The sequence below is a fragment of the Vibrio sp. ZF 223 genome (assembly GCF_003050585.1).
GTDB classification, from domain to species: Bacteria; Pseudomonadota; Gammaproteobacteria; order Enterobacterales; family Vibrionaceae; genus Vibrio; species Vibrio crassostreae.
This window is the reverse complement of the sequence record NZ_PIGB01000008.1, coordinates 55,929-78,090: the sequence shown is the minus strand read 5'-3', so window position 1 is coordinate 78,090 and position 22,162 is coordinate 55,929. Positions and strand designations below refer to the sequence as shown.

At 46.3% G+C, this 22,162-nt stretch carries 22 protein-coding genes; 7 read left to right on the top strand and 15 right to left on the bottom strand.

Features of this window, described 5'->3' with window-relative positions; genetic code table 11:
* Positions 1 to 24: 24 nt before the first annotated feature.
* Positions 25 to 852, top strand: a complete 828-nt coding sequence (gene cysQ / locus CWO13_RS15750; protein ID WP_048663063.1) for a 3'(2'),5'-bisphosphate nucleotidase CysQ — start codon at positions 25 to 27, stop codon at positions 850 to 852.
* 102 nt (positions 853 to 954) lie between these two features.
* Here cysQ and CWO13_RS15745 read toward each other — a convergent pair whose 3' ends face one another.
* From CWO13_RS15745 to gspC, 12 genes are all read right to left on the bottom strand, one after another.
* Complete coding sequence (locus CWO13_RS15745) at positions 955 to 1,734, bottom strand: type II secretion system protein N (protein WP_102432197.1); 780 nt, start codon at positions 1,732 to 1,734, stop codon at positions 955 to 957.
* 1 nt (position 1,735) lies between these two features.
* A complete protein-coding gene (locus CWO13_RS15740) occupies positions 1,736 to 2,224 on the bottom strand; it encodes a type II secretion system protein M (RefSeq protein WP_048661305.1) in 489 nt (162 codons plus the stop codon).
* Positions 2,225 to 2,244: 20 nt separating this feature from the next.
* On the bottom strand, positions 2,245 to 3,492 hold the full coding sequence (gene gspL, locus CWO13_RS15735; RefSeq protein ID WP_102432198.1) for a type II secretion system protein GspL: 1,248 nt from the start codon (positions 3,490 to 3,492) through the stop codon (positions 2,245 to 2,247).
* The gene (gspK, locus tag CWO13_RS15730; protein ID WP_102432199.1) at positions 3,461 to 4,510 is read right to left on the bottom strand and encodes a type II secretion system minor pseudopilin GspK; all 1,050 of its coding nucleotides are present in this window, start codon (positions 4,508 to 4,510) and stop codon (positions 3,461 to 3,463) included. Before gspK ends, gspL begins: the two co-directional genes overlap by 32 nt.
* Positions 4,494 to 5,261 carry a type II secretion system minor pseudopilin GspJ gene (gene gspJ, locus CWO13_RS15725; protein WP_107899023.1) on the bottom strand — a complete coding sequence of 256 codons (768 nt, stop codon included), beginning with the start codon at positions 5,259 to 5,261 and terminating at the stop codon, positions 4,494 to 4,496. The genes gspK and gspJ overlap by 17 nt, the downstream gene beginning before the upstream one ends.
* Positions 5,248 to 5,637 carry a type II secretion system minor pseudopilin GspI gene (gene gspI, locus CWO13_RS15720; RefSeq protein ID WP_102432201.1) on the bottom strand — a complete coding sequence of 130 codons (390 nt, stop codon included), beginning with the start codon at positions 5,635 to 5,637 and terminating at the stop codon, positions 5,248 to 5,250. The genes gspJ and gspI overlap by 14 nt, the downstream gene beginning before the upstream one ends.
* Positions 5,624 to 6,217 carry a type II secretion system minor pseudopilin GspH gene (gspH, locus tag CWO13_RS15715; protein WP_061019412.1) on the bottom strand — a complete coding sequence of 198 codons (594 nt, stop codon included), beginning with the start codon at positions 6,215 to 6,217 and terminating at the stop codon, positions 5,624 to 5,626. Before gspH ends, gspI begins: the two co-directional genes overlap by 14 nt.
* 65 nt (positions 6,218 to 6,282) lie before the next feature.
* Entirely contained in the window at positions 6,283 to 6,726 is a 444-nt protein-coding gene (gspG, locus tag CWO13_RS15710) for a type II secretion system major pseudopilin GspG (RefSeq protein ID WP_017062485.1), read from the bottom strand.
* A gap of 88 nt (positions 6,727 to 6,814) precedes the next feature.
* The gene (gene gspF / locus CWO13_RS15705; protein ID WP_048661299.1) at positions 6,815 to 8,035 is read right to left on the bottom strand and encodes a type II secretion system inner membrane protein GspF; all 1,221 of its coding nucleotides are present in this window, start codon (positions 8,033 to 8,035) and stop codon (positions 6,815 to 6,817) included.
* Position 8,036: 1 nt separating this feature from the next.
* Positions 8,037 to 9,539 (bottom strand): type II secretion system ATPase GspE, encoded by a 1,503-nt coding sequence (gene gspE, locus CWO13_RS15700; protein ID WP_048661298.1) that lies wholly within the window; start codon positions 9,537 to 9,539, stop codon positions 8,037 to 8,039.
* On the bottom strand, positions 9,539 to 11,563 hold the full coding sequence (gspD, locus tag CWO13_RS15695) for a type II secretion system secretin GspD (RefSeq protein ID WP_052880256.1): 2,025 nt from the start codon (positions 11,561 to 11,563) through the stop codon (positions 9,539 to 9,541). The genes gspE and gspD overlap by 1 nt, the downstream gene beginning before the upstream one ends.
* Positions 11,564 to 11,604: 41 nt before the next feature.
* Positions 11,605 to 12,486, bottom strand: a complete 882-nt coding sequence (gene gspC / locus CWO13_RS15690) for a type II secretion system protein GspC (RefSeq protein WP_102432202.1) — start codon at positions 12,484 to 12,486, stop codon at positions 11,605 to 11,607.
* A gap of 331 nt (positions 12,487 to 12,817) precedes the next feature.
* On the opposite strand from gspC, the gene hslR reads away from it, so the two are divergent.
* From hslR to CWO13_RS15670, 4 genes are all read left to right on the top strand, one after another.
* Complete coding sequence (gene hslR / locus CWO13_RS15685) at positions 12,818 to 13,204, top strand: ribosome-associated heat shock protein Hsp15 (protein ID WP_048663055.1); 387 nt, start codon at positions 12,818 to 12,820, stop codon at positions 13,202 to 13,204.
* Positions 13,205 to 13,222: 18 nt separating this feature from the next.
* A complete protein-coding gene (hslO, locus tag CWO13_RS15680; RefSeq protein WP_048669600.1) occupies positions 13,223 to 14,116 on the top strand; it encodes an Hsp33 family molecular chaperone HslO in 894 nt (297 codons plus the stop codon).
* A 337-nt stretch (positions 14,117 to 14,453) separates the two neighbouring features.
* Entirely contained in the window at positions 14,454 to 16,079 is a 1,626-nt protein-coding gene (gene pckA, locus CWO13_RS15675) for a phosphoenolpyruvate carboxykinase (ATP) (protein WP_048661293.1), read from the top strand.
* A gap of 154 nt (positions 16,080 to 16,233) precedes the next feature.
* The gene (locus tag CWO13_RS15670) at positions 16,234 to 18,204 is read left to right on the top strand and encodes an AsmA family protein (RefSeq protein WP_102432203.1); all 1,971 of its coding nucleotides are present in this window, start codon (positions 16,234 to 16,236) and stop codon (positions 18,202 to 18,204) included.
* A gap of 44 nt (positions 18,205 to 18,248) precedes the next feature.
* Here the strand turns inward: CWO13_RS15670 and CWO13_RS15665 are convergent, their stop codons facing one another.
* From CWO13_RS15665 to CWO13_RS15655, 3 genes are read right to left on the bottom strand one after another with little or no spacing between them, the layout of a single operon-like run.
* The gene (locus CWO13_RS15665) at positions 18,249 to 19,184 is read right to left on the bottom strand and encodes a bifunctional GNAT family N-acetyltransferase/hotdog fold thioesterase (RefSeq protein ID WP_048661291.1); all 936 of its coding nucleotides are present in this window, start codon (positions 19,182 to 19,184) and stop codon (positions 18,249 to 18,251) included.
* Positions 19,185 to 19,200: 16 nt separating this feature from the next.
* Positions 19,201 to 19,635, bottom strand: a complete 435-nt coding sequence (gene dtd, locus CWO13_RS15660) for a D-aminoacyl-tRNA deacylase (RefSeq protein WP_004735590.1) — start codon at positions 19,633 to 19,635, stop codon at positions 19,201 to 19,203.
* Positions 19,607 to 20,548 (bottom strand): virulence factor BrkB family protein, encoded by a 942-nt coding sequence (locus tag CWO13_RS15655; RefSeq protein ID WP_080967389.1) that lies wholly within the window; start codon positions 20,546 to 20,548, stop codon positions 19,607 to 19,609. Before CWO13_RS15655 ends, dtd begins: the two co-directional genes overlap by 29 nt.
* Before the next feature lie 221 nt (positions 20,549 to 20,769).
* Between CWO13_RS15655 and CWO13_RS15650 the strand changes: the two genes are divergently transcribed.
* Positions 20,770 to 21,411, top strand: a complete 642-nt coding sequence (locus tag CWO13_RS15650) for a DUF2959 domain-containing protein (RefSeq protein ID WP_048663052.1) — start codon at positions 20,770 to 20,772, stop codon at positions 21,409 to 21,411.
* A gap of 31 nt (positions 21,412 to 21,442) precedes the next feature.
* Entirely contained in the window at positions 21,443 to 21,973 is a 531-nt protein-coding gene (locus CWO13_RS15645; RefSeq protein ID WP_102432204.1) for an AAA family ATPase, read from the top strand.
* The last annotated feature ends 189 nt before the right edge of the window (positions 21,974 to 22,162 follow it).

Here is a 22,162-nt window from a genome sequence, read left to right as displayed (position 1 = left end):
CACTCGAAGAGTAAGAGAATATTTATGCCAACAACAAAAGATTTGTCTCACCTCCTACCCTCTGTCATTGAGGTTGCTCGCTCTGCAGGCCAACTCATCTTAGAGATCTACGAAAAGAAAGATTACGAAGAGTTCACCAAGAGTGACGACACGCCTGTCACCAGTGCCGATCTGGCTGCGCATAAACTGATTTCGAAAAAACTCAGTGAACTCACGCCTGATATTCCAGTGTTATCTGAAGAAGCCGCTGATATTAGCCTAGAAAAACGCGCTCAGTGGGACCGCTACTGGTTGGTTGACCCATTAGATGGAACGCAGGAGTTCATCGCAAGAAGTGGTGATTTCGCGACAATTATCGCCCTAATTGAACATAACAAGCCAGTAATGGGTGTGGTGTATGCTCCGGTTTCTGGTGTGAGCTATTACGCATACAGCGGTAAAGGGGCTTGGAAAATTCCAGACCTTAATGACAGTGTTAAAATCAAAACGCATCGTCATGAACTACCAAACCAGTCTATTGCAATGGCGATCAGCCGTCGCCAAGACATCAATCGCATCACCAGCCGTATGAGCTCAGCATGGAATTATGATTTGGTTCCTCTAGGCTCAGCAGCGCTTAAGGCATGTTTAGTAGCAGAAGGTGCTGTGGATTGTTATCTACGCCTTGGACCAACCGGAGAGTGGGATACCGCCGCAACGCAGTGCATTGTTGAAGAAGCTGGCGGACGTATCTTAAGTACTCAACTAGAGCCGCTTTCGTACAATGAAAGAGAAACGCTAGAAAACCCGAACTTCATTGTACTCGGTGATGCAGATTTACCGTGGGCAGAAATCTTACAAGGCAAAGACTAAAGCCAACAGTCTTTATAGCCATAGGATATTCAAACAAAACGGGCACCTCAATGAGGTGCCCGTTTTTTATATCTCGTAATTTAGTGACCCTTAGCTGTTTAGCTAAAAACGACCTTGGTAAGTAAACTGATATTTACCTTGGCTGTCAGGGTTACCCAACCACTTAAGCTGGCTCTGCATCGCTGATGGGAATTCAGCACCCGGTTTAAACCATGCTGCCGAGGTGTAGCTTTGATTAGGCGTTACGCTCGCTGAGAACTCACTGTCCACTTGATCACTCTTCTGGATGCCTTTAGCTGCAATGGTGTTGTCTTCACAGGTAATATCCGCAATCACGGGCCCGAGGTCTAATGAACCCACTGGCGAGTCGACAGCTGCACCAGACCAAGCAAGCGTACCTTCGCCCGATTGACACCAAGGCTGAGCATGAACTGCGTGTTTGATCGTCAGTTCAACTTGTCCTGCAATAGAAACGGGGACTGGGATAGCCGGCGCATATTTCATCACGTTCATAGCAGGCATTGAAGCCACGAGGTTTTCTGCATAAGCACCGCTCATGCTATATCCAACACGACCTTTACCGGATAAATTCATGTCGCTGTTACGACCAAAGCGAACCGCAAGCTCGGCTTTGGCTTGGAATAGTTTAGAGAACTGGAAGTCCCACTGCACTGAGCCGTAATTGACACGCTGCCACGCAATATTGTTAGCGCGACCTTGCCAAACGGTGCCTTCAACGCCTTCGATGCTTAAACCACGCACAGCGGGCGCATGCTTGAGAGCAAAAGCGGCAGGCAAATGCAGCAACAAGCTTACTGAGAAAAAAACGATAAAAATGACGCTGAATAACAGGCCATATTTGAAAGATAGACCGCGTTTCACATTAACCTCGTTTAAACTGTAGTCGGTTGATCTCAATAACCCCAGGGCTATCAGAGCGATCAATATCCATAAACTCAACCTCAACACCCTGTTTTTCTTTCAGGTATGTTAGCCAGTCAACGAACTTATTAAATGGCACAGGCTTAATCCACACTTGCAGCATCTCACCACGTGGTTGTACGCGTATCAGCTCGATGTTAAAACGGCGCATAGAAGCAGGCACAGATTGGTTTAAAGGCTGGCTAGCACTTATGCCACCACTGCCTCGCAACTCAACCACTTCATTGGCTTTATTGGTTACCCAAGCCAGAAGTTGCTTCTCACTTTGAATACGGCTCTGCGCAAGTTCAGCTCGCTGACTGAGTGGCTGGATTAGCCCCCAATAAACAACACCGACCACCAATAGAATTGAGCAACCAATCACTAATCGTTGCTCTCTCTGACTTATTGAAGTCCACCACGCTTGGAGTGGCTCAATCATATTTCTCATCACTGATCTCCTTACGCAGGTTATTGATGGGGTTTAAGAGTAAAGCTGCCAAATACAGCATCGCCATTACGGTTTAATGGACCTTGTTCAACGGTAAACTTCTCTTCGAGCTTCACTCTCGCAGTCTCAAAGTGTTGGAAATCAGAGCTTTTAGCCTGAAGTCGAACCTCAGAGCGGTTGCCATCGTAGCGAATACTTTCGACTTCGATTGACTTCACCTGCCCTAGCGTTTCTGGCAATAACGCTAGCCAGCCTAGTAAGGAGTCACCCTCGCCTGAACCGCCATATTTCTTGGCTTCATCGTTCATCTGACGCTTAAGATAGCTCACTGTTGGGATACGTTGTTTACCTGGGAGCACTGCTCTGAAAATACGTTCACTCTCCATGCGGTAAGCTTGTGCTTGAGCTTCGTATTGTTGAACCTTCAACACTTGTTGAGTCACAATCACAGCCACCAGCAAACAAGCAGCAATCGCTACTTTCTGCCATACGCGCCAATATTTACTGAATGAAGATTTGGTTTTAAAGGTGCCAGTCAGTAAATTTACGCCGCTTGTGATCGCTTGTTGGCTCAGCAAAGACATCACCAATTCCGCAGGCTTTGCTTGCCAATTCGCACCGCTCTGCTGTTGAACGTCTTCGCTCGGCATCGCGGTATAGCTAAAGATAGTCGTCGCTTGCTCTTCGTCATCAGCAACAACCCAATCACTTTGCAGAAACATAGGTAACCATGCTTCGCTGATCGACACGGCTTGATAGTTACCTTGACGTTGAGAGTTACCTTGGCGCAATAACCAATGCTGGTCGATCTGCAATGCACTGATGCCAGATTCTTCCAGAGGCACGGCCAGTGTATCTGGTAACACCTTACGGAAGATAATATTGGCTTCACGAAACAGGTCTAAAGCTTGCTTTAACCATTCGCGGTCGACACCACACACGGTAGCGTGCGTTGCGTCTTTATCTAAAATCGTCAGGTGTAAATCTTCGATATCTTGTGCGACTTCGTCTTCTAATAAAAACGGCAGCATAGAATCGAACTGGCGAGCAGCACCTTTCGGGATCTCAACACGCTTAATTAAGCATTCATTTCCCGGCAATAAAGCGATACAGCTGCGCTTTTCAGCGTAAGGCGTTAACTCATCCAACTGCTCCCAGCTAGACAACTCGCCACTTGCTATCACTTCTTGTTGGCTTGTCGACCAAACTAACCACTGCACAGGGCTTTGTGGTTCGCTACTCAGTCGAACGGTCAGAAACTCGCTCACTGATTCCTCCAAAACGACGGCGTACTACCGTCACTGTTTCTCGATTACTACTATAGAAAAGCGTCCGTATACGTACACGTGACTGCTCAACTAATACCTCTGCATCTAGCTCAAAATAGGCGCTATCTACAGTTAAATATGCTTTCGCTTTTTTGCTAACTTCGGCACTCACGCCAACAATGGCAGGTTCAGCCATAAAAGCATCCACCGTATCCCAGCCATCAAATGGGCGTTTGTCTATTAGCTGTTTAGCATCTGACTCACTTAAACCAGGTGCAAACATCGCCTCCAATAAAGACGCCTGCTTTTCCGTGAGTGTATTCACGTTCAAGCGAAAATCGTCGCTCGGTAGAGCGCAAACAAACGGGCGAACCTTATTCATCACTTCACCCGTGACCTGATAAACCGCTCTTAGCTCAGATTCATCCGCCATTAAGCCATTCGCCGCCAAATAAGATGGCTTCATCGCTTCATAGGTGCTGTCTTCTACCCCCGCTGAAGAGGTGGTTCGGGTATCTGCGTCAACAAATTCCCACGTTGAGTTTGCAATAACCTCGGCCTGATAAGGCTCAACGTCTTGGTTTTCTAATAAGGTTTGCCAAACCGTGATCAAATAAGGTGTCTGGTTACTTGAAGTGGTCGTCACTCCCGCCAATGCATTGAGATTAAAGCAAGCCTGAGCATCAACGATGCGTCCCTTAACTTGACCGTAATCCAATGGGTATACCTGCTCTTCTAGCGCCCATGGTTGACTTAAGTTTACGGTATCACTGTCTTTGTAGCTTTGCCTAATGCCGTCTTGCACCAGCGCTTCTACGCCAATGCTGTACCAATAAGCCTGTTGGTAATTCAGTTGATTACCAACGCGCTTGAATTGCGTAAACAGACGTTCCGACATACTGCCAGCGATAGTTGCCATGATCGCCAATAGCATCAGGATAATGATCAGCGCGACACCACGCTGCTTACGACCCATAGCTGACCTTGTCCGTGCAAGCTTGTTAGTTCGATGAGTCATTATTCCCCTCATTACTGCCTGAAGAGTCACTGTTTGAAGCATCATCGGCCTGATCTAGCGTGCCACCGGGAGTGAGATAAACACGCTCTATCTCACCATAATCTTTCAAGGTTAGCTTTAACCTTACCGCTTTCGGTAGTGATTTGTCGGTTTGCCACTCTTTGCCCCAGCGGCTTCCGTCATAAAACTCGAATTCCAAGCTTTCAACATCATCAAGCAAAGGCGTAATCACACCTTCTTGGCCTGCAGGGGTATCGGGGTAACGCCACCACACACGCTCAAGTGTTTCTTCTTTAATACGGTAGCCCACTTTGGTGACCTCTCCGCGAGGAAACTGCTGCTGTGGGTTATGCCAACCAAGGCGAGTAAACATGATGCCAACGCTGTCGGAATCCAGTAAATACTCTTTCATTAGTATCAGCTTAGATGATGCTTCTTCACCGTTGGTACGAAATTTTCGCACCGCCATCTGGCGAAAGTCATTATCTAAAATGACTAAACTACGTTGCAGTTGATTCAAGCGGGCACTGCGCTCGATTGAGAGTTCATTGCTGCGCTGAACCTGATTCACTACTTGATAAGCAGCCATACTTAGCGTGGCAAAGATAGCGATCGAGACCAAAACTTCAATTAAGGTAAAGCCTCTCCCTTTTGAAGATAGACCTTGTTTACGTGGCGTACGCTTATTTGCCGACATGCTCTTACCTAGCGACTTGCTCTTAGCTAACCACACGTTTTTAGTTAACCACATAGCTGCGCACCGTGACCACTGGAGAAGCTTTTTTATTGGTTGCCACACTCACATCAAACGCCTTTAATAAATCATCGCTAGTATCGATTGGCGTAACTTTCCAGAACCACTCTCTTCCAGCCAACTCTTGTGTACCCTGTGCTTTTTTAAGCTTCTCAGGATGCAGCATCACCAAGGCCATTTGATTATCAACGACCATAGCAGCGAAGGTTTTTTCTTCTAGATAACTGAGAGTATTGATGTGCTGCGTAACAGCACGAATCACACTGATCGCTGCCGTTGCGAAAATAGCGAGCGCAACCAATACTTCAAGCAGAGTCATTCCTCGAGAACCAAGGGTCATACCACGAGAAGGAGAACGGTTATTCCTCTTCATATTCTTCTCCCGGCTCTAGTAATCGAATGACACCATTATCCAATACTCGAATACGCCAACCATCTTGTATGGTGTCTCCGGTATTTGGATAAAACGACAATACAAATGGCGTCATTTCAGCACTCGACAAGATGTAGATCTGCGGTGGCTTTGGCTTCTTTTCCTCTTCCAGATCCGCAAACATATCTTCATCAAACAAGCTTCCTGGATTGAACAGCCGATCATCGTCTTCCCATGCACCACCACCTAGAGTCAGTGACAATGCGAGTTCTTCCGGCAATTCAGTTGAAGAGGGGATTTTTTCAAAGTCGACTTCTTGCCAGCCTTCAGACTTAAGCGCCATCAGTACATAGGTCGATTTTTTTTCATCAACCCGAACACCAAAATCCAAGCCACTTAAAATAGCTTCTTCATTGAGTAGCTGAACTCGTTGATAAAAACTTTGAGCATATTTTTTAGCAACATCTTTACTATTGGTAGGAATGGTCGCGATCACCGCGACCGCCGTTACTGACAGTAATACCAATACCAAAAGAATCTCAATTAAGGTGAAACCTGGCTGTGTTTGCTTAGTTTTCACCTTTAGACTCCATCTGTTTACGTCCTAACATCAAATAACGGCATCAAGTGACAATAAGCCTAGGCTTACTGAAAGTCTTGCATGTTCCAGTTGCCGATATCCGCAGCAATACCTTCACCACCTTCTTGGCCATCAGCGCCAAGTGTAAAGATATCGATAGTGCCGTTATCACCAGGGCTTAGGTATTGGTACTCATTGCCCCATGGGTCGTTAGGTAGACGCTTGATGTAGCCACCGTCACGGTAGTTACGAGGCTCTGGGCTACTTGGTTTAGAAACCAATGCATCAAGACCTTGATCCGTTGTTGGGTAAACGCTGTTATCCAGTTTGTACATATCGAGCGCATTCTCTAGCGCCACGATATCAGTGATGGCTTTTTGTTGGTCAGCCTTCTCTTTGTTACCCAATAGGTTAGGTACAACAAAGCTCGCCAATACGCCAAGGATAACCACAACAACCATCACTTCTAATAGGGTAAAGCCTGATTGTTTCTTCATTCTGTTTTTCATTATTTTCTCCAAATTACAGACAGCGAGTTGAAGGTAATAATGTCCTTCTTCTCGATAATCCAAAAACTAACGTCTTGTGAGCAGTCATTTAGCCGCTCATTAAATTATTCATTTCAAGCATCGGCATTAAGGTCGCCATCACAATGAACAGCACTAAGCCTGCCATCAAAGCGATAAGTGCTGGTGTGAAAATACCTAGCGCGATATTCACGGTCGATTCAAAGCTTTGGTCTTGGTTGTCCGCCGCTCTTGTCAGCATTTGTTCTAACTGACCACTCTGCTCACCACTGGCGATCATATGCAGCATCATTGGAGGGAAGAGTTTGGTTTGATCGAGCGCTTTACGCAGGCTTGCCCCTTCTCTAACACTGTCTGATGCCTGTAATACTTGTTGCTTCACATGGTGATTCGACATTACATCAACCGCCACTTTCATCCCTTCAAGAATAGGAATCGCACTCGAAGTACAGATAGAGAGTGTTCGAGCAAAACGAGAGGTATTAATCCCTTTTGCTATTTTGCCGATCAGTGGAATGCTTAATAGCTTGCGATCCCAACTCATGCGAACGCCCGGTTTTTTCAGCGCGGTCTTAATCAACACAATCACACCAATGATCAACAACAGTAATTGGATACCCCAATTCTGGATAAATTCACTTGATGCCAATAAAAATTGTGTCGATTGAGGAAGCTCTTGGCCCATTTGGATAATAGGCTCGACAATCTTAGGTACCACGGTTGCCAACAGGAACGAAACAATCGTCACCGCAAACACCACCAGCACCACAGGGTAGATCATCGCTTGTAGCAGCTTAGAGCGCATCTTCTGGCGGTTTTCTGCATAATCGGCTAACCGCTCCAATACCGCATCTAAGTGACCAGATTTCTCACCAGCCGCAACCATGGCTCTAAACAGTTCATCGAAGATGTGTGGGTAATCAGCCAAGCTATCCGCTAGCGAATAACCTTCCGTTACCTTCGAACGAACCGCCAGTAGCATGGTTCGAATGCGTGGCTTTTCAGATTGTTCCGCCACGGCCTTCAGACACTCTTCTAGCGGCATGCCAGACTGAACGAGCGTGGATATTTGTCGAGTAATTAAAGCAAGATCAGGTGTACTGATACCACGCTTAAAGCTGGTCGAGGGCTGAGCACCTTTCGCAGTTTTAGCCTTGGCTTCAGTCATCTCAACCGGCATCAAGCCTTGTTCTTTCAAGCGTTGGCGAGCCTGACGAGCGTTATCCGCTTCAATAGAGCCTTTTTTGCTCTTACCTTTGGCATCCAGTGCTTTGTATTCAAATGCCGCCATACTAGACTTCCTTAGTCACACGCATCACTTCTTCTAAGGACGTTACCCCTTTTAGAACTTTGCTCAAGCCATCATCTCGAATACTTGGGGTTGTGCCACGAATTGCTTTCTCAATCGCCTGTTCGCCAGCTTCACTGTGAATAAGCTCTTGCACCGAGTCGTCAATCATCAGGAGTTCATGAATACCGGTACGGCCTCGATAGCCTTTGTGACTGCAGTTTTCACACCCTTTGGCATGGTAAAGCGTAAGGCTGTCTTTCTTCTTCAACCCAAACAGCTTCTTCTGCTCTTTATCCGCTTCGTAAGGTTCTTTACAGTCGTTACATAGGGTACGAACCAAGCGCTGAGCCAAAACACCCAGCAGCGAAGAAGAGATCAAGAAGGGTTCGATGCCCATATCACGTAGACGTGTAATCGCACCGATTGCCGTATTGGTGTGAAGGGTCGACATTACTAAGTGACCGGTCAAAGAGGCTTGAACAGCGATCTCAGCGGTCTCTAAGTCACGTATCTCACCAATCATTACCACATCCGGGTCTTGACGAAGAATGGCACGTAAACCACGCGCAAAGGTCATATCAACCTTAGGGTTCACTTGTGTTTGGCCAATGCCATCGATATCGAATTCGATTGGGTCTTCAACGGTTAGAATATTTCGCTCATTACTGTTGAGCTCTTGCAGGCCAGCGTACAAGGTCGTTGATTTACCAGAACCCGTAGGACCAGTAACCAAGATGATACCGTGTGGGCGCTGAATAAGCTTACGGAAGTTTTCGTGGTTCTCGGCCGTCATGCCTAAACTGTGCAGGTCTAGACGAGTCGCGTTCTTATCCAACAGACGCATTACCACGCGCTCACCGTGCGATGAAGGCATCGTAGACACACGAACATCGACCGCTCGACCACCGATACGCAGAGAAATACGACCATCTTGTGGCACGCGTTTTTCCGCAATATCTAGCTTAGCCATAACCTTGACACGTGACACCAACAGCGGAGCCAGTTTACGGCTCGGCGCAAGAACATCACGCAACACACCATCAATACGGAAACGGATAGACAGTGATTTCTCAAAGGTTTCGATATGAATATCTGAAGCACCCTCTTTGATCGCCTCACCCAACATCGCGTTAATTAGCTTGATGATTGGTGCATCGTCTTCCGATTCAAGTAAGTCTTCATCTTGTGGCAACTCTTCTGCTAGCGAGAAGAAGTCGTCGTTGTCAGCACCAATGTCTTCCATTAGCTGACGAGCTTCCGACGAGTCACGCTGATACGCATCGGTCAATTTTTTATCAAATTCGTCTGCGCTGATCGCTTGTGGCGTGAAGCCATTTTTCACCACACGGCTTACTTCAATGATCGCCGCCGATTTTAGAGGCTCTACATAATAAAGTGCCGGCGGACGCTCTGGATGCTGATATTCCAACACCATCTTGTAGCGATTCGCAAAGCTAAACGGCAAGCGCTGATAAGTACGTGCCGCCCCTACCAATTCAGCCATTATTCTGTTTCCATTTGATCAATGAAGGCTTGGATTTCAGCCGGGTGATTCATGTCTGCACCAAATTTAGGCAGTACTGGAATATTATCGTCAGCCATCAGTTTCAAACCTTGCTCTGCCTTGTACAGCTGCTCAGCTCGAATGAAGTTGTATTTACGCTGAGTGATACCATCAGCCGTCATACCATCACGGATGATGGTCGGTTTGATGAATACCATTAGATTCTTTTTCTCAACCTGAGTACTGGTTGACTTGAACAGGTGCCCAAGAACAGGAATATCACCCAAGAATGGCACCTTAGATTCACTCTCTAACGCACGTTCATCAATCAAACCACCCAGCACCAGCATTTGGCCATCTTGAACAATCACAGAGGTGTTCAGTTGACGCTTAGCAAAACGTACATCTACCGCGCCGTTCGCGCCCAATACGTTCGACACTTCTTGTTCAATATTCAGCTGAACAGAATCGCCTTCGTTGATTTGTGGAACAACCTTCAGCTTGATGCCCACTTCTTTACGTTCAACCGTTTGGAATGGATTATCGTTGCTTGAACCTGCTGTTGAACCTGTTAAAACAGGCACCTCTTCACCCACAATGAATGACGCTTCGCCGTTGTCCATCACGGTAATACTTGGAGAAGATAGGATGTTTGAGTTTGAATCGGTCGCTACCGCACTAATAAGTGCAGTCCAGTCACCCATCACCACACTCATTGCCGCGCCATTAACACCTGAAAGTGCAGAGGCTAATGTTGAATAATCACCTTCTTCAGTGGTGGTTTCATTTCGTAGGAATTTTCCATCAGAGTCATAAACAGCGGTGGTTGTAGTAGAATCTTTAGCTTCTTCTAGACCGACCATTACGCCACCAATTGACGCACCAGTGTTGCTGTACTGGATCATTGCACCTGTTTCTAGGTTACCCCATTGCACACCAAGGTTAACGCCATCGCCTTCAGCCATTTCAACGATCAAGGCTTCAATCAATACTTGAGCACGACGAATATCCAGCTGAGCGATCACGTCTTGCAGAGCGTTCATTATGTCAGGCTGCGCGGTAATAACTAGAGAGTTAGTATCACTGTGTGCAGAGATCATCACTTGGTTACGCTGCGATGAGCTGCCTTTGGTTGATGACTGCTTCTCTGATTGCAGATTATCCGACACACCTTTCAACACATCGACCAAATCTTCAGCTTTCGCATACTTTAGGTAGATAACTTGGTTGTTACCCTTGGTTGCCATTTCGACATCAAGTTGCTCGATAAGCTTTCTTAGACGGCTACGAACCTTAGGGTCACCAGAAATCAGAATCGCATTGGTACGCTCATCAGCAACCAGCTTAGGCTGTAGGAATGCAGGCGTATTCTTCGCATCTGTGGTTTTATTCAGCGCATCAACAATGCGTACCATCTCTGCTGCTGAGGCATTTTTTAGCTCAACGACTTCAATCTCTTTATCACCTGCTTGGTCAACACGCTTGATGATTTCCGCTAAACGGTTTACCACCGCCGCTCGGCCGGTAATAAGAATGATGTTGGCAGGATCGTAGTGCACTACGTTACCCGCACCGGCATTGTCGTTCAATTGACGAAGCAAAGGAGAAAGCTCACGAACCGAGACATTACGTACCGTCACAACACGCGTGACTACGCTGTCGCCAGTGATCGAATCACGGTCACCGACAACGGGAATTGCCGACGTTTTAGAGTCTTTAGCTTTGATGATCTTAAGAACACCCGAGTCCATTTCAACGACCGCGTAGCCATACACCTCTAATACGTTTAAGAAGAAGCTGTAATATTGCTCTTCATTCAATACGTCGTAGCTGCGTACATCGATTTTTCCGCGCACCGATGGATCAACGATGATCGTCTTCTCTAAATTACGACCAACAATATTAATAAACTCTTGGATATCAGTGCCTTTAAAGCTGGCACTAAAATCACTCGCGATGGCTGCGGGTGTGCAGATCAAGCTTCCTGCCAATAACCATGCACTTTTCTTAAACCAATGCTTCACGTACTTCTCCTACACTTTCGTCCTTCGTTAGACGCAAAGTTTTAAAATTCAATAAACACTTCATGTTGTTGACCATCTCTCTCGACGACGAGATTTAACTCTGTCAGCTCTGAGATAGAACGGAATATGTTGCCCATAGCGGCTGGGTCTGTCAGGTCTTGTCCATTTAACTGAGTAGCAATATCTCCGTTTTGGAGCCCCACTGAGTTAAAAAGTTCTGAATCTTTGCCAGGGCTCACACGATAACCAATAACACTATCGTCGCGCTTCACCTGAGACAGTCGAACATATTGGAAGATTTGTTGCGGATCTTTCATTATCTTCGCTTTAATTTCATCAAGCTTCTCTTCTGCAGAAGCCGGGTTATTACCACGAACCGAAGAAGAGGCTCGAGGTGACGCAGGCGCTGATACGGCCAAACGCTTGTACTCAATACCTTCAAGCATCAGGGTTTCGTCTCGTCCTGAGTTATCAATGATCACGCGATCGACTAATACCGCTTTGAGCTTGGCTCGGGTGCCTTCAATCTCTTCATTAATCCCGTAGGTCGCTTGCGTGCCGCGATTCGCGATCACTGCTAAGCTCAGTTTTGGATTAGAACTAGCGACTGCACCCACTAAAACGAGGTTTAATCTTGTCTTAGGCGCATCTTGAATAACTTGCTGTTCAACTACAGCGGGCGTGCTTGGGTTGTAAGCTCCAAACATGTTGCTCTGCTGCAAAGAAGATATATCCAGGGTCGATTGAGGCGTTGAAGACGATGAAGCCGATGCTGCCCAAGGCACGACGGTGTGCTCGGCAGGTTCGATAAACCATGCAAGCTGCCCTAAAATCCATGCGGAAGCAGCAATCAATACACAACAGATCGCTAGGCTTAGTTTCTGCTGAAGTACAAACCCATTCTCTAATAAGCGGCTCAACATAGGAGAATTACCTACGCGACTTTTGAGCTCTAAAAAGTTCACTTTCCTTGTCCCTTTTCATGACGACAAACGCTGCAAATCATTAAACTTTCAGCTTTTTTATTCATTCGTTCGATACCAAGCTTATTTAAGCAATAAGATCTTAAACTATATCATAGCAAATCGATAAATCGGCATAACATGGCTATTTTGTATTATGACTTGAAAAAAATGCCAACCGCCTCCACATAAAACCTCTACCTAATGTGATAAGCATCATCAAAAACATGTTGCGCACTGTTCATTACAGTTAAACCGCATTCATTTCTTACTAAATAAGGCACTGCCCTATATGAAAACTGCTAATGAAGCTGTCAGACTCGATAAATGGTTGTGGGCAGCACGCTTTTACAAAACTCGGTCCATTGCTCGTAACATGGTCGATGGTGGCAAAGTCCACTATAATGGTCAGCGCAGCAAGCCAAGTAAAATTGTCGAACTTGGGGCTGTGATTACACTGCGCCAAGGTAATGAAGAAAAGACGGTGACTATCGAGAAAATCTCTGCTCATCGTGGTGGAGCTCCAATCGCTCAAACCCTCTATGAAGAAACCACCGAGAGCTTGGCAAAAAGAGAAGAGTTTGCGACACAGCGTAAACTGAATGCTCATAACCCAGCTCCAGAGCGTCGCCCTGATAAGAAGCAACGTCGTGACATCATTAAGTTCAAGACTCAATAAGCTAGAAGGAATAGCCAAATGGCAGACCCAATGTCTACAAGTAATGTTTTAAATCGCTACCTATTTGAAGACCTATCAGTACGTGGTGAATTGGTACAAATGGATGAAGCGTACCAACAGATTATTTCTAGCAAGGAATACCCAGCACCAGTGCAAAAACTACTGGGCGAGCTATTGGTATCAACAACGCTATTAACTGCGACCTTAAAGTTTGAAGGTTCTATCACGATGCAATTGCAAGGTGACGGCCCTGTATCTCTAGCAGTTATCAATGGCGACCACGATCAGAAGATCCGTGGTGTTGCTCGTTTTGAAGGCGATATCGCAGATGACGCAGGTCTACACGACCTAATGGGTAAAGGTCACCTAGTGATCACTATCGATCCTAAGAAAGGTGAGCGCTACCAAGGTATAGTTGGTCTTGAAGGCGACACACTAGCTGAAGTACTTGAAGGTTACTTCGCAAACTCTGAGCAGCTTAAGACTCGTCTATGGCTACGTACTGGTGAGCACGAAGGCAAAGCACATGCTGCAGGTATGTTGCTGCAAGTTATGCCTGACGGCACTGGCACACCAGACGACTTCGAGCACCTAGAGCAACTGACAGATACAGTGAAAAACGAAGAGCTATTTTCTCTTGAAGCAAACGAACTGCTTTACCGTTTGTACAACCAAGAGAAAGTACAGCTATTCACACCACAACCGGTTGAGTTCTTCTGCGGCTGTTCACGCGATCGAAGCGCAGCTGCAATCATTACCGTTGCTCAAGAAGAGATCTACGACATCCTAAGTACCGAAGGAAGCGTTGGTCTGCACTGCGATTATTGTGGCACAAACTACTCGTTCGACAAGAACGATGTTGACGCACTGTACGCAGAAGCAGCAGATAAAGGCAGCAATACGGTTCATTAATTTACGGCGTACCTAAAACACGTAATTTACCCCAAAAAGGTCAGCACTAAGCTGGCCTTTTTTGTGATCAAAATAGCGCAAACTCCGTAACATCTCGTAATAAAATCACCGCTTAATTTTAATCAATTAATAATGTTCTCACCCCTAGCGCAAAGGTTTGCGTACAGGATAGACTAGTTGGGCCAATATGTGACGAGACGCTTAAAACCCCATGGTTAATATGGGTATTTTTTGAGCTGTATCCCTGTTTCCCCCGAGTCTCGTTGCTAGCATGGTGAGCAGATAACAATAAAAAATTAATACAAAATCCCTACAAAATATCCTACAAGGAGCACCTATGACCGTTATGGAACATACAAAGGCTGCACAAATTGATCTAACTAAGCACGGACTGACTGGCGTTACTGAAGTTCTTCGTAATCCTAGCTACGAGCAGTTATTCGTTGAAGAAACACTGCCAGGTTTGGAAGGCTACGAAAAAGGCGTAGTAACGGAACTAGGCTCTGTTGCGGTAGACACTGGTATCTTTACTGGCCGCTCACCAAAAGATAAGTACATTGTTAAAGATGACACGACCCGCGATACCATGTGGTGGTCAGATCAAGGCAAAAATGACAACAAACCGATTACAACTGAAGTATGGAATGAGCTGAAAGAGCTTGTGACAACTCAGCTATCTGGCAAGCGCCTGTTTGTCATCGACGGTTATTGTGGTGCTAACCCTGATACGCGCTTAAGTGTACGTATTATCACTGAAGTAGCGTGGCAAGCGCACTTCGTTAAGAACATGTTCATTCGTCCAACAGACGAAGAGCTAGCAACGTTCGAACCAGATTTCGTGGTAATGAACGGTGCTAAAACAACCAACCCTAATTGGGAAAAACAGGGTCTGAACTCTGAAAACTTCGTTGCTTTCAACCTAACAGAGCGCGTTCAAATCATCGGTGGTACTTGGTACGGCGGTGAGATGAAGAAAGGCATGTTCGCAATGATGAACTACCTGCTTCCTCTGCAAGGCATTGCTTCAATGCACTGTAGTGCAAACGTCGGCGAAAAAGGCGATGTAGCCATCTTCTTCGGCCTATCTGGTACAGGTAAAACAACTCTATCAACCGATCCTAAACGTGAGCTAATCGGTGATGATGAGCACGGTTGGGACGATGATGGCATCTTCAACTTCGAAGGTGGTTGTTACGCGAAAACCATTCGCCTATCTAAAGAAGCAGAACCAGAAATCTACAATGCAATCCGTCGCGACGCACTACTAGAAAACGTAACGGTTCGTGGTGATGGTTCTATCGACTTTGATGACGGTTCAAAAACTGAGAACACTCGTGTTTCTTACCCGATTCACCACATCGATAACATCGTTAAACCAGTATCAAAAGCAGGCCATGCTCAAAAAGTTATCTTCCTGACTGCTGATGCATTCGGTGTACTACCACCAGTTTCTAAACTGACTCCAGAGCAAACGAAGTACCACTTCCTATCTGGCTTCACTGCGAAACTAGCAGGTACTGAGCGTGGTATTACTGAGCCAACACCAACATTCTCTGCGGCATTTGGTGCGGCGTTCCTTACTCTTCACCCAACTCAGTACGCTGAAGTGCTCGTGAAACGTATGGAAGCAGCTGGCGCTGAAGCTTACCTAGTGAACACAGGTTGGAACGGCACAGGCAAGCGTATCTCTATTCAAGATACTCGTGGCATCATCGACGCAATCCTAGATGGCTCTATCGACAAGGCTGATACTAAGGTTATCCCTATGTTCAACCTAGAAGTGCCACTAGCGCTACACGATGTTGACCCAGCGATTCTTGACCCACGCGACACGTACACTGACCCACTACAATGGGAAAGCAAAGCGAAAGATCTAGCCGAACGCTTCATCAACAACTTTGACAAGTACACAGACAACGCTGAAGGTAAGTCACTTGTTGCCGCTGGTCCTCAACTGGACTAATCCAACCATCTGCTCGGGCTTAGCCAAAAGCGAACGTCCTATTTAAAATGATATTTTTGTAGCAAGCCCCTCTTTTGAGGGGCTTTTTTGTTGATGCTTGACCCTTTTTGTTCCACTCTGTTTTAAGACTATTGAGATTTAAGGCTTTCAGGGAATGAAAAAGGTATTGATGGTGTTCGGCATTGTGTTGGCTATCGCCGTTGCGTTTATCGCAGCATTGCTGTTAAGCCTACAAACCCAATACCGCGCCGATGTTGCTAACTTTTTTATCAAGCATACGATTGAACAACCTGTGCTCATTGAAGATGTTGAGTATCAGGCGCCTTATCACATCACCTTGATGGGCATCACCCAAAGCCAATCGGAAAAACAACCACCCCTGTATATCGACAAGGTCGACATCTGGTTCAGCCCAGACTCTATTCTTGAAACTAAGCTGGTTTTGGACTCTGTATTGATCAGCGGACTGCAGTTAGAAGCCAACGATCTAGACACATTCACATCAGTGTTTACCCAACCAAACCTCAAGCTCCGTCAGCTAGCGATCAATAATCTAGATTTCTCGACTCCAGACTTTAATGCACGAGGCATCAACCTTCAGATCGCCGGCCCCGTGTGGGATAACCAAAACTCACTGCTACCTTATGGCAAAACCCAACTTTCAGCCTCGCAGTTATATTGGCAAGGTGAAGCATTCGATAACCTGTTGATTGACCTGGACCTCAAGCCGAGTGACAGCACCCTTTATGGTACTTCGTTTGACTGGCGTGGCGCTAAGATTTCCGGACAAGCAGAGCAATATCAGCAAGATTGGTCGTTAGTGAATGTGACCATCGATGGCTTACGACTCAATCAGCAGCAAACCCAAAGCCTACTAAGCAAAGAGTGGGATGTGGCAGGTATTCAGATTAACCACATCAACAGCCTAGATATTCTGCGTAGCGATGTAGAGTGGAAAGGTGGCCATCTCGCAGCCTTTGATGCCTCGTTAGAAAATATCCAACTACCCTTTGAACTGTGGAAGCAACAGAAAGCCATTTTCTCTCTGCAAGCTGAAGGAGTGACCATTGATGATGACATGTTCATCGGGCCAAGCCTCAAGCTCAACCTAGAAGCAAACCAGATTCTGATTGAGGATTTCTATACTCAATTCCTGCAGGGCACTGTGCAACTCAATGGCGAAATAACACCTAGCAGCATTGAATTAGCGCAACTCGACCTGCAAGGCATAAAATGGATTACTGAAAGCCAAGATAAAAACCTCCCTGCTACTCGCCTAATCCCTTGGCTCACACAACTCCAGAGCATCGAGGTTAGCCGACTTAACATAGAACGCAGTCAACTCATCCAACTCGCAGAAAAACCTTACTGGCAGGTCTCAGGGTTACATGTTGAGGGGCATCAAGTTCAATTGCTGCAAGATAGAAAACTAGGTTTGTGGCAAGGAAAGCTAATGGCGAGCGCCAATGATGCCAGCTACCAAAACATTGTAAGCGCTCAGCCAGTGATGGAAATGAATAGCGAACAAGGGAAATGGACGCTGACACGTCTGTTTGCACCTCTCAGAAATGGCTACATTGAAGCCAATGCGACACTCGACTTTAACCAAATCAGCAAGCCATGGAGCTTAGATATTTCTGCCGATGGGTTACCTATTGCGCCTATGCTGCAGCGACTCGAATTACCACTCGATGCAACCGGTTATGGCGAATTCGAACTTCAAGCTTCAGGTTTATATGGCGACTCACTGATGCTGGGCTATTCGACCACAGGTCAACTCACTGGTAGCGTTCGCCAAGGCGTGATGACCTTTAACGACAGGCTTTCTGAAACTTCAACCGATAACGTATTCGAGATCCCAGAGCTCAATGCCAATTTTGACCGTGGACGCTTCACTCTCGAACCGATGCACATTATTGGTGCATCGGCAGCAGAGCAAGGCGAACAAAGGATTCAAACGCTCAATGGTGAGGTTTCTGGAGAGCTCGACTTGCTTAAAGCCGAGCAACACACCCTATCGATTACCCTATCGGACACATGCCATCAAATCTCAGGCAAGCTCACCCAAGCGGAGTATTCGGAGATTAACGACTGCCAACAAAAAAGCGCCACTCCTCAGGAGTAGCGCTTTCAATCAATAATTCTATCTATCATCAAGCGAGCGTGAAGTTATTCACTCGCCTTGCTATCCGTCGATAGTATTTTCTTATAATCAGGGATCAGCATATAGGTACCGGTAAACTCTACCGCTTCCACATCGCCGCTGTGAATGGTCACGTGAATGATGATACGTGCCTTTCTGCCTGACGCGAGGCGGTCTAAATCACCACTGATACCGTCTAACGAAGTAGAGGCAACAGGATTTTGCTCAACCGGATGACGATAACGAATATTACTGTCTGCCAATACGATATCACCGGTCAGGCCACGCTCTTTCATCAGTAACCACGTCATACCCCAACCCGTTAAAGTCGCAAGCGTAAAGGCGGAGCCTGCAAACATGGTGTTATGCGGGTTCAAATTAGGATTCAGTTGAGCACTACACTCAAATTGGTAACCTGTATATTGGTTAATCTTGATGCCCATCTTGTCACTGATCGGGATCTGATGTTCCCAGCGCTGCTGCAGCTCATTACACCATTCAGGTTTGCGCAGTACATCCGCCATTGGGTCAAGGTGCTTAACCATTTGTTGGTGACGCACTGGGCCACGTTGGTCGTTAATCTCACCGCGACGTTCAAATTCATTCTTCTCATAGAATGAGATCGCATCTTCACGTGCATTACACACCAAGCGCTTAGCGCCCTCTTGACGCGCTAATGACTCTAGCGCAACCAAGATCAGTGAGCCCATGCCTTTGCTTCGGCGAGAGTTCTTCACCGCCATGTAGCGGATCTGACCTTCTAGATCTGGGGTGATATACAGACGACCAATCGCCATCGGGCGACCACGGCCATCAACAATCATACGATGGTGACTCATTGGGTCATATTCATCGCGCTCTGAACCTACCGGCATTCGCCAAGGTTCACGGAGCATCTGCCAACGAAAATGGTAATACTTGTTTAGCTGATTTTCGGTGGTCGGTGTTATGAGTTTAAACATGCTTATTCCTTTAAGCCTAAACCTGCAGCCAGAATGTTACTGGGCCATCATTAACCAAAGACACTTTCATGTCGGCTGCGAAGCGGCCACGTTCCGTTGGCAACACTGATTCACATTGGTCAGAGAAATAGTTGTAAAGACGCTCTGCATCTTCTGGGTGAGCACCACGAGAAAACCCTGCTCGTGTCCCTTTCTTGGTATCGGCTGGCAGAGTGAATTGAGACACCACTAATACCTTACCTTCTACCTGTTTCACGTTGAGGTTCATTTTATCGTCTTCATCTCCAAAGACACGATAAGTAGTTACTCGTTCCATCAAACGCTTGGCTTTGGCTTCGTCATCACCTTTTTCTACGCCTAACAAAACCAATAAGCCTTGCTCAATCTCACCAACTACTTCGCCATCAACACGGACGGCAGCTTCACTTACTCTCTGGATCAGTGCTATCACTGTTGTTTCCTTGCTCTGTGATTTTGTCTTTATCCGACGAGTGTACCATTTCTTTCGAGTCACTCCACTGTTCCTGCTCACCCAATGCGGCCGTCACCTCAGCCCCCACCAGCACGATCAACCAGCACAAATACACCCAAACAAACAGAATAGGAATTGCCGCTAATGCGCCATAAATCAACTGGTAAGAAGGGAATTGCGTAATGTAGGCTGCAAAGCCTTTCTTACTGAGTTCGAACAACAGAGCCGCAACCAGAGAGCCCGCTGCTGCATGAGAAAAGTGTATCTTTTTGTTGGGAACCAGCAGGTACAGACCGAAGAACGCAAAGAAAGAGAGAATCAAAGGAAGTTTGCGAATCACGGTATTAAAGGCACCAGACACCACCTCATTTTGCAATAAGCTCAATGATGTCACGTAAGACGTTGCAGCAATACTCGCACCGACCAAGATAGGTCCAAGCGTGAGCACCATCCAGTACATAGAAAAAGACAGCACCGCACGTCGCTTTTCCGTTACTCGCCAGATGTAGTTTAGGTTCTTATCAATATTCGAGATCAGCATCAGCGCTGCAATGAATAAGAACACACTACCTACCGCCGTCATCTTGCCGGTATTGGCAACGAACTCTAACAAAGCACCGTGCACCGCATCTCCTGATGCTGGAACAAAGTTGGTAATGACGAAATTTTGAATCACCACGCCAACATCAGCAAAGACTGAGAATGACGACAAGATAGAGAGCAAAACCGTCAACATCGGCACAATTGAGAGCAAGGTAATGTACGCCAAGTACCCCGCATTCACGTTGACTCTATCATGCGTCATGCGCGCCAAAAGATAGCGAGAAAACTGAATACTGAGTGTGGCGACCTTTTTTATCTTCAACTTGTAACTCCCTGGTAACTCGTTCATAGTCCTAATTATTATTCCGTTATATTAATCACAGTAAGTAAATGTTCAAAAATAGCGTAGGAAAAAGGCTTGAGAACAAGGAAGCCCTTCTCGGCAAAGAATAGTTTCGATAAGTAGTCATTCTACAATCAAAAATTCTAACGCCGTTATCGAGCATTTTAACAAGCTAGATTGAGCAGTTATTTACTACGATTGATATTATTTAACTATAGGAAACTAGGATGCCTTATTTAATAGTTATAGTCCTCTCTATTTTTACTCTTACTGGATGCCAATCCGCTTATTACTCCGCAATGGAGCAAGTGGGTTACCACAAACGTGACATTATGGTCGACAGAGTAGAAGACGCGAAAGAGTCTCAGCAGGATGCTCAGGAAGAATTTACCAGCGCACTTGAAGCCTTGAGTAGCCTGACTAACTTCAGTGGTGGCGACCTTGAAGACATGTACAACAAGATTAATGATAAATACCAAGACAGCGAGAAAGCCGCACAAAATGTCAGTGACCGCATTGCTGCGATTGAAGATGTGTCCGATGCGCTATTTGAAGAGTGGCAGGGTGAGTTAGATCTCTACACCAGTGATTCACTGCGTCGTTCAAGTGAGAAAAAGCTGCGTGAAACCAAATCGTCTTACCAAACCATGCTATCAGCAATGAAAAGAGCTGAGAAGAAAATGGATCCGGTACTGAACACTCTTCGCGACAACACGCTTTATCTCAAGCACAACCTCAATGCGAGTGCGGTTGGTTCACTGCAAGGCGAGTTCATGAGCTTAGAAAAAGACATCGCCTACGCGATTAAGCAGATGAATGCTGCCATCGCAGAATCAGATAAATTCCTAGCTCAGCTGAACCAAAAATAACATCAGTAGAAACGAATCAAGATAAGCCCGTATGAACCCAATCATTATTACTGGCGGTCCCGGAGCCGGAAAAACAACTCTGATTAATGCCTTGGGTGACATGGGTTACCCAACCTTCGCAGAGTCCTCTCGCCAGCTGATCGAAGAACAAAGTCAGCTTGAAAACGGTATCTTGCCTTGGTTAGACCTTCCGGGCTTTGCTCAGCTATGTTTAGGTGTAATGAGCGAGCAGAAAGAGCAAGCGAGGCAGCACCCAACTGCATTTCTCGATCGCGCTATTCCAGATATCGGTGGCTATTTGGCTCAGGCTAAACTAGATATAGATGCGACTTACCGAGAAGCAAGCAAGGGTTATCACTCACAAGTCTTGTTCTGCCGACCAGAGGCTTCGATTTATGTTCAAGATGAAGTGCGCCCTTACCCCTTTGAAGAAGCATTAGAGATTCACTACGCGCTGGTCAACGTCTATCAAGAGCTAGGTTATGAGATCGTTGAAGTGCCATTTATGTCGGTAGCTGAGCGAGTTCAATTCGTTGAAAGCCACCTAGGAATCAAAAGCTAGATTCCAGATATCTCGTCCCTCAATTCTGGAATGACGATTCGATGAGTAGATATAAAACACGCTCTTCGTATCACGCATCTCGTCTACTCGCACTAAACAAACCACCGTCATTCCCTACAGCGAGGAACGAGCGTGATAGGGAATCTCTTCCATGCCGTAAAAAGATTCCAGATATCTCGTCCCTCGATT